This window comes from Marinobacter sp. F4218, assembly GCF_019443085.1.
GTDB classification, from domain to species: Bacteria; Pseudomonadota; Gammaproteobacteria; order Pseudomonadales; family Oleiphilaceae; genus Marinobacter; species Marinobacter albus.
The window spans coordinates 1,641,913-1,653,927 of record NZ_JAHZIL010000003.1; the positions used below are offsets into that span (position 1 = coordinate 1,641,913).

The 12,015-nt window shown below is 61.0% G+C and carries 12 protein-coding genes; 6 read left to right on the top strand and 6 right to left on the bottom strand.

Annotation, left to right across the window (positions count from 1 at the left end):
* The first annotated feature begins 59 nt into the window (after nt 1-59).
* Both K0B93_RS11570 and pntB read left to right on the top strand, forming a co-directional pair.
* On the top strand, nt 60-1,637 hold the full coding sequence (locus tag K0B93_RS11570) for a Re/Si-specific NAD(P)(+) transhydrogenase subunit alpha (RefSeq protein ID WP_219867355.1): 1,578 nt from the start codon (nt 60-62) through the stop codon (nt 1,635-1,637).
* 12 nt (nt 1,638-1,649) lie between these two features.
* Complete coding sequence (gene pntB / locus K0B93_RS11575) at nt 1,650-3,044, top strand: Re/Si-specific NAD(P)(+) transhydrogenase subunit beta (RefSeq protein WP_219867356.1); 1,395 nt, start codon at nt 1,650-1,652, stop codon at nt 3,042-3,044.
* A gap of 54 nt (nt 3,045-3,098) precedes the next feature.
* On the opposite strand, the gene bamE is transcribed toward pntB, so the two are convergent.
* Nucleotides 3,099-3,407 carry an outer membrane protein assembly factor BamE domain-containing protein gene (gene bamE / locus K0B93_RS11580; protein ID WP_219867357.1) on the bottom strand — a complete coding sequence of 103 codons (309 nt, stop codon included), beginning with the start codon at nt 3,405-3,407 and terminating at the stop codon, nt 3,099-3,101.
* Nucleotides 3,408-3,544: 137 nt separating this feature from the next.
* Nucleotides 3,545-4,657 (bottom strand): NADH:flavin oxidoreductase, encoded by a 1,113-nt coding sequence (locus tag K0B93_RS11585; RefSeq protein ID WP_219867358.1) that lies wholly within the window; start codon nt 4,655-4,657, stop codon nt 3,545-3,547.
* Nucleotides 4,658-4,795: 138 nt separating this feature from the next.
* On the opposite strand from K0B93_RS11585, the gene K0B93_RS11590 reads away from it, so the two are divergent.
* Both K0B93_RS11590 and K0B93_RS11595 read left to right on the top strand, forming a co-directional pair.
* On the top strand, nt 4,796-5,278 hold the full coding sequence (locus K0B93_RS11590; RefSeq protein WP_219867359.1) for a winged helix-turn-helix transcriptional regulator: 483 nt from the start codon (nt 4,796-4,798) through the stop codon (nt 5,276-5,278).
* A gap of 157 nt (nt 5,279-5,435) precedes the next feature.
* Entirely contained in the window at nt 5,436-6,182 is a 747-nt protein-coding gene (locus tag K0B93_RS11595) for an OmpW/AlkL family protein (RefSeq protein ID WP_219867360.1), read from the top strand.
* A gap of 145 nt (nt 6,183-6,327) precedes the next feature.
* Here the strand turns inward: K0B93_RS11595 and K0B93_RS11600 are convergent, their stop codons facing one another.
* The gene (locus tag K0B93_RS11600; protein ID WP_219867361.1) at nt 6,328-7,632 is read right to left on the bottom strand and encodes a DEAD/DEAH box helicase; all 1,305 of its coding nucleotides are present in this window, start codon (nt 7,630-7,632) and stop codon (nt 6,328-6,330) included.
* A gap of 312 nt (nt 7,633-7,944) precedes the next feature.
* On the opposite strand from K0B93_RS11600, the gene K0B93_RS11605 reads away from it, so the two are divergent.
* Nucleotides 7,945-8,814 (top strand): TlpA disulfide reductase family protein, encoded by an 870-nt coding sequence (locus K0B93_RS11605; RefSeq protein ID WP_219867362.1) that lies wholly within the window; start codon nt 7,945-7,947, stop codon nt 8,812-8,814.
* On the opposite strand, the gene K0B93_RS11610 is transcribed toward K0B93_RS11605, so the two are convergent.
* The 3 genes from K0B93_RS11610 to K0B93_RS19360 all read right to left on the bottom strand — a co-directional run bounded on the left by K0B93_RS11610 (nt 8,808) and on the right by K0B93_RS19360 (nt 10,509).
* Complete coding sequence (locus K0B93_RS11610; protein WP_219867363.1) at nt 8,808-9,728, bottom strand: lysophospholipid acyltransferase family protein; 921 nt, start codon at nt 9,726-9,728, stop codon at nt 8,808-8,810. The genes K0B93_RS11605 and K0B93_RS11610 overlap by 7 nt on opposite strands.
* A gap of 150 nt (nt 9,729-9,878) precedes the next feature.
* Nucleotides 9,879-10,334 carry a DUF302 domain-containing protein gene (locus tag K0B93_RS11615; RefSeq protein WP_219867364.1) on the bottom strand — a complete coding sequence of 152 codons (456 nt, stop codon included), beginning with the start codon at nt 10,332-10,334 and terminating at the stop codon, nt 9,879-9,881.
* Nucleotides 10,335-10,377: 43 nt separating this feature from the next.
* Nucleotides 10,378-10,509: a hypothetical protein gene (locus tag K0B93_RS19360; protein WP_267460729.1), complete on the bottom strand. Its 132-nt coding sequence runs from the start codon at nt 10,507-10,509 to the stop codon at nt 10,378-10,380.
* A gap of 84 nt (nt 10,510-10,593) precedes the next feature.
* On the opposite strand from K0B93_RS19360, the gene mltF reads away from it, so the two are divergent.
* The gene (gene mltF, locus K0B93_RS11625; protein ID WP_219867365.1) at nt 10,594-11,970 is read left to right on the top strand and encodes a membrane-bound lytic murein transglycosylase MltF; all 1,377 of its coding nucleotides are present in this window, start codon (nt 10,594-10,596) and stop codon (nt 11,968-11,970) included.
* Nucleotides 11,971-12,015: the final 45 nt, after the last annotated feature.

Sequence of the window (12,015 nt, forward strand, 5' to 3'; positions counted from 1 at the left end):
TCTCAGGTTGAACTAGTCTGTATATCAGATACTTGGTTCAGCCGGAGGGCACACGCATTATGAAACTGGGCATCCCGAAAGAGATTTTCACCGACGAGCGGCGGGTGGCGGTGACCCCGCCGTCGGCTCACAAGCTGATCGATCTGGGTTACGAGGTCATTGTCGAGGCCGGTGCCGGCGAGGCCGCTCACTACCGGGACGCAGCCTACGAGGCTGTGGGGGCCAGCATTGCGGTGGATACCCGCTCGCTGTGGCAGGAGGCTGATTTCATCCTGAAGGTTCGGGCTCCGATTGAAAACCCCTCCCTGGGAGCCCACGAAGTCGACCTGATGAAAGAAGGCGCTTTTCTCGCCAGCTACATCTGGCCGGCCCAGAACCCCAAGCTGCTGGAGAAGTTGGCGGCACGAAACATTACCGCGTTTGCCATCGACAGCCTGCCGCGAATCAGCCGGGCGCAGAAGATGGATGCCCTGAGCGCTATGGCCAACATCGCCGGCTATCGGGCGGTGATCGAGGCGGCCAATCATTTCGGGCGGTTCTTCACCGGGCAGGTCACCGCCGCGGGCAAGGTGCCGCCGGCCAAGGTTATGGTGATCGGCGCCGGTGTTGCCGGGCTGGCGGCCGTGGGTGCCGCCAACAGCCTGGGCGCGGTGGTCCGTGCCTTTGACACCCGGCTGGAAGTGAAGGAACAGATCGAGAGCATGGGCGCCGAATTCCTGGAGCTGGACTTCGGCGAAGAAGAGGGCAGCGGTGCTGGCGGCTACGCCAAGCAGATGAGCGACGAGTTCATCAAGGCGGAGATGGCACTGTTCGCGGAACAGGCCAAAGAGGTGGACATCATCATCACCACCGCCCTGATCCCGGGCAAGCCGGCACCCAGGCTGATCACGGCAGACATGGTCAAATCCATGAAGCCCGGCAGTGTCATTGTCGACCTCGCTTCCGAACGCGGTGGCAACTGCGAGCTGACCGAGCCGGGGCAGGTCGTGGAACAGCACGGCGTGACCGTGATCGGCTACACCGACCTGCCAAGCCGGATGGCCAAAGTAGCCAGTGACCTGTATGCCACCAACCTGTTTCACCTGCTGACCGAGCTGACCCCCGAGAAAAACGGCGAACCCCAGGTCAACATGGAAGACGACGTCATCCGCGGCCTGACCGTGGTGCATGGCGGGGATGTGACCTGGCCCCCCCCCCAACCCGAGGCTCCGGTCAGTCCGAAACCCGCACCCGGAACCGAGGAACCCTCGGCGGAACAGAAGGAAGCGGCGCGCAAGGAATCGGCCCGACGCAGCCTGATCGGCAAGGGCGTCTTGCTTCTGGTGACGGTAGCGGCCCTCTACGGGGTCGGCGCCCACGCCCCGGAAAGCTTCCTCCGTCATTTCACGGTGTTCGTACTGGCCTGCTTCATCGGCTGGCAGGTCATCTGGAACGTCACCCCGTCGCTGCACACCCCGCTGATGAGCGTCACTAACGCCATCAGCGGCATCATCGTGATCGGGGCCATGCTGCATCTGGCCCAGGCCGAGAGTGTCGCGGTCGGGATCATGGCGTTTGTCGCGGTGCTGATCGCCAGCATCAACGTGGGGGGCGGCTTCCGGGTCACCCACCGTATGCTCAAAATGTTCCGCAAGTAGGAGTCGACCACCATGAGTACAGGACTCGTCAGTGTGGCCTATGTGGTGGCCAGCGTGTTGTTCATCCTCAGCCTCGGTGGCCTGAGCCATCAGGAATCGGCCCGGCGCGGAAATCTCTATGGCGTCGCCGGGATCCTTATTGCCCTGATTGCCACGGTGGCCAATGTCAGCGGCGGCGGTCTGATCGCCATTGTGATTGCGGTCCTGGTTGGCGCCAGCGTGGGCATCGCCATTGCCAACAAGGTGGAAATGACCCAGATGCCACAGCTGGTGGCCCTGCTGCACAGTTTCGTGGGCCTGGCGGCGGTCTTCGTCGGCTTTGCCGGCTACATTGAACCGCTTAAGGTCACCGTGGGCACCGAACACACCATCAAGCTGGTGGAGATCTTTGTCGGCATATTCATCGGTGCCATCACCTTCACCGGGTCACTGGTGGCCTGCGGCAAGCTTGACGGTCGCATCGACAGCAAGGCCCTGACCCTGCCCGGCCGGCACCTGATGAACCTGGCAGCGGTGGTTGTCTCGGTGCTGCTGGGGGCTTGGTTCCTGGGCACCGAGAGTCTGGCCCTGGGGCTGATCGCCCTGGTACTGATGACCCTGATCGCCTGTGTCCTGGGCATTCACCTGATCATGGCCATCGGCGGGGCCGACATGCCGGTGGTGGTGTCCATGCTCAACAGCTACTCCGGCTGGGCAGCGGCGTCCATCGGCTTCATGCTGGGCAACGACCTGCTGATCGTGACCGGTGCCCTGGTCGGCAGCAGCGGTGCCATCCTGAGTTACATCATGTGCAAGGCCATGAACCGGTCGTTCATCAGCGTCATCCTCGGCGGCTTTGGCCAGACCAGCAGCAGCTCGGCCGCAGCCGACTCCGACCAGTCGGTGCACGAAACCACCGTTGACGAGGTGTGCGAGGAGCTGCGCAATGCCGAGTCCGTGATCATCGTTCCAGGCTACGGCATGGCGGTGGCCCAGGCCCAGAGCGGCGTCAGCGACATGACCAAACTGCTCCGGGAACGGGGCGTCAACGTCCGCTTTGGCATTCACCCGGTGGCGGGTCGCCTGCCCGGCCACATGAACGTCCTGCTGGCCGAGGCCCATGTGCCTTATGACATCGTTCTGGAGATGGACGAAATCAACGACGATTTCCCGGACACCGACGTGGTGCTGGTTATCGGTGCCAACGACACGGTAAACCCGGCCGCGGCGGAGGACCCGGGTAGCCCGATTGCCGGCATGCCGGTGCTGGAGGTCTGGAAATCCCATCAGGTGGTGATCCTGAAACGGGGCATGGCCACCGGTTACTCCGGGGTGGAAAACCCGCTGTTCTTCAAGGACAACGCGCGGATGCTGTTTGGCGACGCCAAGGACAGCATCGACAAACTGGTGAGTGGCCTGCGAGGCTAGGCGGAAGGTGCGGCCTGGTGTCCGAAAATGCCGGAGACCAGGCCCGACAGATGCTTACTCGGTGGTGTTGTAGACGTACGATGAGACAGTGCCGTCGGCATTGAATCGCACCACCAGATCGGTGGTTTCGGCATCACCGAACGCCGACCAGCGATACTTGCCGTAAGTCCAGGTCCGCTTGCCGTCCTCGACGCCGGTGCGCCAGGGCTCTCCGAACAACGCCTCGATGTCGGAGCGGGTAGTCTCTCCGATGGTGATTTCGTCGACGTTGTGGGTCGCGAAATCCTGGCCGACCGTGGCACACCCGGCCAGGGTCAGTATGGCCACCAGGGCGGTCATCTTAAGAACGGCTGAGTTGAACATCCTTTAACTCCCTTCCAATGAACGATAGGTCCCATGATAGTGGATCTGCCGGTGAACGCGATTACGGATCAGACAGGTGCACAACCGGCAGGCATAAAAAAGCCCCGGATCAACCGGGGCTGAAGGGGTACACAATCTCAGTACAGCTTGGCCAGTGATTTCCTGGCGAACGGCTCTACCTCGCCAATCCGTCCTTCCTTGACTTTCACCAGCCACTCCGGGTCCTGCAGCAGGGCACGGCCCACGGCAATCAGTTCAAACTCTCGGTTGTTCATGCGCTCAACCAGTTCGTCGATGCCGGCCTGTTCCACCGCCTCCTTCTTGCTGGCAAAGGTGCCGCTGATGAAGTCCTCAGTCAGTCCGACACTGCCGACGGACATAGTCGGCTTGCCGGACAGTTTCTGGGTCCAGCCGGCCAGGTTCAGGTTGGAACCCTCGAACTCCGGCTCCCAGAAACGGCGGGTGGAGGCATGGAAGATGTCGACTCCGGCCTCGACCAGCGGTGCCAGAAAGGCCTCGAGTTCTTCCGGGCTGTGGACCAGCTTCGCCTCGTAATCCTGCTGCTTCCACTGGGAGAAACGCAGCATGATCGGGAAATCCGGGCCGACGCGATGACGCACCGCTTCAACGATCTCGACCACGAACCGCAGACGATTTTCCATGCTGCCGCCGTATTCGTCGTCCCGCTGGTTGGTGCCTTCCCAGAGGAACTGGTCCAGCAGGTAACCGTGGGCACCGTGAATCTCCACGCCGTCAAAACCAAGCCCCTTGGCATCCTGGGCGGCATCCGCAAACGCCTTGATCACATCGTCGATGTCATCCTTGGTCATGGCCTTGCCGTTGGGCTTGCCAGGGGCAAACAGCCCAGATGGGCTGTAACCCGGGACCGAGGGATCCGGTTCGGTTCCTTCCTTGCGCACGGCGCCCACGTGCCAGAGCTGCGGGAAAATGGCACCGCCCGCTTCATGCACGGCATCCACAACCTGCTTCCAGCCGCCCAGGGCATCGTCGCCATGAAACGCCGGGACATTCGGGTAGCCATTGGCGCCAGCGTGGTTCACGGTGGTGCCTTCGGTAATCAGCAGGCCAACGCCATTTTCCGCGCGGCGACGGTAATAACTGACCACGTCCTCGTTGGGGACATTGCCCGGCGAGAAGTTACGGGTCATGGGCGCCATGGCCACGCGGTTGCGCAGCTTCAGGTTGTGAAGCTCAAACGGTTCGAAAAGGGGGCCAAGATTCATGGTCATGGAAGAACACTCCTCGCTTAAAGAAGCTGACTGGCGATGAGGTAAGGAAAAGCGTAGCGACCTCATCAATTTGGTTTCGTAAAGCAACCCTATTCAATCTGGTTTTAAAATGCAACCCTATTCGGTACACTCCCTGACATGGCCAGAAAACGTTTTGATGATTCCAACTGCTCCGTCGCCCGCGCCCTCAATGAAGTGGGTGACTGGTGGTCACTGCTGATTGTGCTGCACGCCATGTACGGCACCCGGCGCTTTGTCGACTTCCAGCAGGAACTGGGCATTGCCAAGAACATCCTGTGTGACCGTCTCGCCCGGCTGGTGGACAATCGTGTCCTGAGCAAGGTCGATGTTGGCGAGCACGGCTCACGCTTTGAATACCGACTTACCGAAAAGGGCCGGGACCTGTTCCCCGTGGTGATTGCCCTGCGTCAGTGGGGCGACAAATGGAACCCTGCGCCCGATGAGCCGCCGCTGGATCTCCGGGACCGGGCCAAGGGCCGCCCCATCCACCCGGTGGAAGTCCAGGACGCTGACGGCCAGCCACTAACGGTCCGGGACGTATTCGTGCCCGAGGAGTCCCTGCCTGTCAGCCGAAGCGGAAGCAGAAAAAACTCCGCCTGACCATTGGCACAAGCCCCACACCTGCGCTCTTTTTGAGTTACATCAAAGCACTGAATGAAGCGGGCCGGTTCGCCGGCGAATCTTGCGCCAAATCAACTTTCCAATCTCCTCGGTCATTAACCTGAACCCATCACACTTTCAGGTTAAGGAGATCGAAATGTCCCGTACGTTCAAGCTCAGTGTTCTGGCCAGCGCGATTCTGGCCGCGGCCCCCCTTGCCAATGCCTACGAGGCCGGCGATTTTATCGGCCGTGCCGGGGTCGCAACGGTGGATCCGGATTCGTCCAGCAACAGCCTGAGAACCGACCTGCCGGGTCTCGAGGTTATTCCGGGCGCCAAGGTCAAGGTCGAATCCGATACCCAGCTGGGGCTCACTTTCACGTACATGCTCGGCGACCACTTCGGTTTGGGTCTTCTCGCCTCGACCCCGTTCAACCACGACATCAAGGGTGATGGCATCCTGGGCGGTACCGGCAAACTCGGAGAAACCAAGCACCTGCCACCGACACTGACGTTCCAGTTCTTCCCGATGCCGAGCAGCAGCAAGTTCCAGCCGTACGTTGGCGCCGGGGTGAACTACACGAATTTCTTTGAAGAGAAGACAACGCAAACGCTGACAGATACCGTGGATGCCGTCGCCCAGGCTACCCTGGGAACGCCTGCGGGAACCGTGGACCGCACCGACCTCACGCTGGACGACAGTTTTGGGCTGGCGGCCGAGGTGGGTCTGGACTACATGCTGACGGATAATATCGGCCTGAACGCAGCCGTGTGGTGGGTCGACATCGATACCGACGCTGACATCGGGGTGTACGCCGCCGACGGCAGCAAAATCACCACAGGGAAACTCGATGTGGAAATCGACCCCTGGGTCTACATGGTCGGTGTTTCCTACAAATTCTGATCCCCGTGTCTTCCGTTTGCCTCCATGGTCTGTGGGCTGGCGGAAGGTGCGCTTCCTGTGCGGGGCCTTCGGGCCCTGCTTTTTTATCTCGCAAACGCAAAAAGGCGGAGCAACTGCTCCGCCTTTTCAGGGGTATAAACCGGCTTCAGGCACTCTGACGCTGACCCGACCGCCCTCGCTGGCCACCGCCATTCTGGCTACGGCTGCCACTGCGTCCGTCCGGCTTGGCACCGGCACTGCGGGGCTTACCCCCAGGCCGGCCATTACGGCCGCGAGCCTTGCTCGGGTCAGCCTTGGCTTTCGGCTTCAGGGGCAGATTGTTGTTCGGCTCGAACCCTTCCACCGACTTGCGCGGCAACTGCTTCTTGATCAGTTTTTCAATGCCCGCGAGCAACTTGCCCTCATCGGCACTGACCAGTGACAGGGCATGGCCGCTCTCTCCGGCGCGGCCGGTACGGCCGATGCGGTGCACGTAGTCTTCCGGTACATTCGGCAGTTCGAAGTTCACCACCTGCGGCAGCTGCTTGATGTCCAGTCCGCGGGCGGCGATGTCGGTCGCCACCAGCACCCGGATGTCACCCTGCTTGAACTCACTGAGCGCGCGGGTACGGGCGCCCTGGGATTTATTGCCGTGAATCGCGGCGGCGGTGATTCCGTCCCGCTCCAGTTTCTGGGTCAGGCGATTGGCACCGTGCTTGGTGCGGGTAAAGACCAGCACCTGCTCCCAGTCGTTGTCACGAACCAGTTTGCTCAGCAGCGCCGTTTTCTGGCTCTGGTCCACCGGATAAACCGACTGTTTCACCTTCTCGGCGGTGGTGTTTCGGGCCGCCACTTCGACTTGAACCGGGTTGTCCAGCAGCCCCTGGGCCAGGGTACGAATCTCGTTGGAGAAAGTCGCGGAGAACAGCAGGTTCTGGCGCTTGGCCGGCAACAGCGCAAGAATCTTGCGGATATCGCGAATGAAGCCCATGTCCAGCATCCGGTCGGCTTCGTCCAGCACCAGGATCTCGACCTCGTCAAAGCGCACCGCATTCTGCTGGTACAGGTCCATCAGTCGTCCCGGTGTCGCCACCAGCACGTCCAGGCCCTTGCGCAGCTTCATCATCTGCGGATTGATTTTCACCCCGCCGAAGACCACAGCCGCCTTGGTTGGAATGTACTTGCTGTACAGGTTCACACTGTCGTGCACCTGCGCCGCCAGCTCCCGGGTCGGCGCCAGGATCAGGGCACGAGGGCCCTTGCCGGTGCGCGGCTTTTCACCCAGACGCTGCAATAGCGGCAGGGTGAAGCCGGCGGTTTTGCCGGTGCCGGTCTGGGCCGCCGCCATCACGTCCTTGCCGGACAGGACCGCGGGAATGGCCTGGGCCTGGATGGGCGAAGGGGTATCGTAACCCTGATCGGACGTGGCACGGACCAGCTGCTCGGACAAACCGAGTGAAGAAAAACTCATATAGGATCAACTCTTGATTGTTCTGCCTCCACGAACACCGGTTCTGGGCGAATGCGGGCAGATGCCATGACAATTCATGGAATAAAAGACGACTACGGTCACGCGCCGTTTACGGGGTGACGTCCTCTGACAGGTCGTATGGATGGTTCGCAAGTCGGCGTACGGCCGGAAAAAGCGGAATCCCTAGAGGCAGGATGCGGGCACAGTAACAGAGGCCCGGCGAGTTCGCCATAGGTATTTGTTAACGGTCGGCCGGGAACTCAGGGGCCGGCGGACCGTCACAGACACCTCTCATTCCCGACCGGAGTTTTCATGACCAGTATAAGCGTGGGCCCCATGAGCCTGTCCATCGGCCATCTTTCGGTGCTTGTCGCCCTGCTCCTGGCCCTGCTGGTGGGCGGCCTTATGGGACGGCGGTACGGCGTGCCGGTGGCAGGTCCGGTTGCCGATATCTTCCTCGGCGCCATGATCGCTGCCCGACTCGGCTTTGTGGGTGAGTACTTCGAACACTACCGGAATGACCTGCTCGGGATCATCGATATCCGGGATGGCGGATTTGATGCGGTCTGGGGCGTGATCGGGGCCCTGGCGATGACGCTCTACCTGCTCTGGCGCCGACAGGCGCTTCGCCGAGCCCTGACAGTTGCCGTAGCGACGGGCGCCCTGTTCTGGGCCGGCACCACTGCCACCATTGCCCTGATCGAGCAACAGGCCCGGGGGATACCGGAGGTGGCGCTTACCGCTCTGGATGGGGAGCCCAGCCCACTCCCGGATCTGGCGAAGGGCAAACCCATGGTGGTCAACCTGTGGGCGACCTGGTGCCCGCCCTGCATCCGGGAAATGCCGGTTCTTCAGCAGGCACAGGAGCGCGATTCCGATGTGGTTTACGTATTTGCCAACCAGCGCGAGCATCCCGGCACCATCCGGGAGTTCCTGGCCGATCAGCAGCTGGAGGTAAACAACGTCTATCTGGACAAAGCTGGCCAGCTGGCCCGCGCCTCAGGTAGCCACGGATTGCCCACTACCCTGTTCTACAACGCCGACGGCCAACTGGTGGATTCGCACATGGGGCAACTTTCTCACGCCACCCTCGCTCGGAGCCTGGACAAATTCGGGCAACGGTCAAATCAATCCGATGGCGATCAGCAGGACGGCAATACCACATCGGAAGAGGTTCAATAAACGCTCGCGACACCTTCCGGACGGCTCTTGAAACGCTTGTGCAGCCACAGGTACTGGTCCGGCTGTTCCCGAATGGTGTCCTCGATGAAGCCATTCCAGATCTCCGCATCCTTCTGGGTATCATCACCAAATTCTTCCTGAATTGGCGAAAACTCCACCCGGTAACTGCCATCGGGCATGCGCAGGTGACTGACGCAGATGATCGACGCTCCGGACTGCCGTGCGATATAGCTGGGCGAGGTGATGCAGCCGGCGTTGACGCCGAAAAAGGGTACGAACACTTCCGATTTCTTGCCGAAGTCCTGGTCACAGGCGAACCAGACCTGGCCGCCCTCTTTCAGGAACGACAACATTGGCCGCAGCTCGCGCTTGGTAAAGGGTTGAATGTTGAAATGCCGCCGGCGGCCACGTTCGATCATCCGGTCGATGACCGGGTTGTTGTTGGGGCGGTACATGTAGCCCGGCTTGTCGAGCTGGCAGGCAATCAGCGGCAACGCGAAGTCAAAAATGCTGTAGTGGCCGCCAATGAGCAGCACCCCGTTGCCCCGTTGCTTGGCCTCCTCAAGATGCTCGATACCGAGAACCGAGGCACTCTCACAGTACGGTGCCATATCCCGCCACCAGGCATGGGTGCTTTCCAGAAATCCCCGGGCCGACGCGACAAACGTGTCCTCGACCAGCTGGCCACGCTCGACATCGTCCAGTTCCGGCATGCAGGCAGAGAGGTTTGCGTCGGCTACCCTGGCCCGGGATTTGAGTTTATGAGCCAGGAATCGACCCAACGACTTGCCGAAGCGCTGCTTGGCAGACATGGGAAGAAACGAAAACAACCAGAGAACGAATACCAGAAACCAGGATCCCCAGAACGCCGGATGCCAGAGGGGGCGCCTGGCCGCCTTGCTGCGAGAGGCCATACTACAGTCACCTACAACAGAGAGAATGACCGGCCGAGAACTACCGAAAGACCAAACCGGATGACAGGTGTGCAGCCTGACACACCCATACATCGTTTGGTACGGGTTTTCCGTAACCGTACTTTTCACAGCGATTGAAGCGGTTCCGAGTCAGCGCGTTGCCGCCTCGGCGAAGCTGGCCAGTGCCCTGGAGATATTTGCCAGCACCTCGTCACAGCCTTCAATGCCATGCCGGGCCTTGAGATAGGCGGGATCGTTGTAGCCGAGCCAGACCTGCCCGTCTTCATCCTCCCAGATCACCGCCTTCTGTGGCAGGTCCGCGGCCACACTTTGTGCGCACCGCATCAGCGGCGTACCCACTTTCGGGTTGCCAAAGATGACCAGCTGGGTCGGCCTCAGGTAGGAGCCGGCGGCTTCCGCGCCGGCCGCATGGTCGACCCGGTTCATCACCGTCATGCCCTTTTCCTCCAGCGCTGCCACCAGCTTGTCTGCCGTGGCCGGCACACTGTAGCTGCTCTTGACCGCTATCAGACCATCGGCGGCATGAACCAGGCCCGAGGTGGCAAGGGTGAACAGGGCAATGGCAAACAACCTGAGCGTCTTCATATCGAGCGTCCTTTCAATGGAGGGCACAACCAATACTAGACCACTACAACAGGCCATGGGCCCTGGCGCTCTGCTCCAGCCTCTCCTGTTCCTGTCGAAGCATCTGACTGACGGCCTTCAGCTCCCTGAGCCCGGTGGACACCCTGTCGGATCTGACGAAAAAATCAAGGTTCATGCATCCAACTCGTTGATTAAGTAGTATCACTGGAGATAAGTACGTATTTTTACGTAGAAGTCACAAAGAAAGAGAGTCGTCGTCATGGTTCGATGGAAGTTCTCGTTCAGCACCCTCATTCTCCCGCTGCTGTTGGCCGGCTGCAGCGATAGCAGCAGTAACGCGACCAGCCCGACCGCGGCAGCGGAGCTCAAGCCACCCACCGAATCCGGCGTTCTGAAGGTCGCCACCCGAAACGGTTCGACCACCTATTACCTGGACCGGCATGAGAATCCGGTGGGACCGGAATACGCGCTGATCAGCGATTACGCCAAGGCCCGCGGCTGGGAAGTGGAATGGACCATGCTGGATTCGACCAGCGAAGTCCTGGATTCACTCAACGCCGGAACGACCCATCTTGCCGCTGCCGGCCTGACACACCTGCCATCCCGGGACGAACGCTTCAGCCGCGGCCCGGCCCATACCGAAATTACCGAACAGCTGGTGTGCCACCGTGATGCCCGCCCTCTGCCCCGGCAGCCCGAGAATCTCCCCGGTACGGAGATCGTAGTCACCGCGGATTCCAGTTATGTTGAAACCCTGACCAGGCTGAAAAGCCAGTACGCAGGCCTGGAGTTCACCGAAGACGCCAACCGAACCACCGAGGTCATTCTGTCGGCTGTCGCCGATCGGGACATCGGCTGTACCGTGGCCGATTCCAACATCGTTCAGGTTATGCGCCGTCACTTCCCCCACCTGGAAGTGGCCATGAACCTGACCACCGGCCAGAATCTCGGCTGGTACCTGCCAACGGGATCGGATGATCTGGCGTCGGATGCCAGGGAATGGATGAACAGCGTCGAGGGCGACGAGGCCATTGGCCGCATGGAAGACCTCTACTACGCCTACATCGGCGATTTCGATTTCGTGGATCTCCGCGCCCTGAACCGGCGCATTGAGGACCGCCTTCCCGAATTCATCGACGAATTCCGGGAGGCTGAAGCCAAGACCGGCATGCCCGCGGATCTGCTGGCAGCACTGTCGTACCAGGAGTCCCATTGGGATCCGGACGCCAAATCCCCTACCGGTGTCCGTGGCATCATGATGTTGACCCAGCGCACCGCGGAATCCCTTGGCGTGAACAATCGCCTTGACCCTTACGCGGCCATCGACGGCGGCGCGCGCTACCTGGCGGACCGGCATCGCCGTCTGCCCGAGACGATCCCCGAACCGGACCGCACCTTCCTAGCCCTGGCCAGCTACAATATCGGTCGCGGGCACCTGCTCGATGCCCGGCAGTTGGCCCGGTCACTGAACAAGAATCCCGACTCCTGGCAGGATATGTCGGAGGTTTTGCCGCTGAAAGCGGACAAGCGCTACTACCCCAGCACACGCTATGGCTATGCCCGCGGCTACGAGCCAGTGCACTACGTGCAGCGCATTCGCAATTACCGGGACGTTATTCAGGCAGCGTTCAATTAACGGCACAAACGTCCACCCAGTTTTCACAAGGGAGCGCGATCGGCA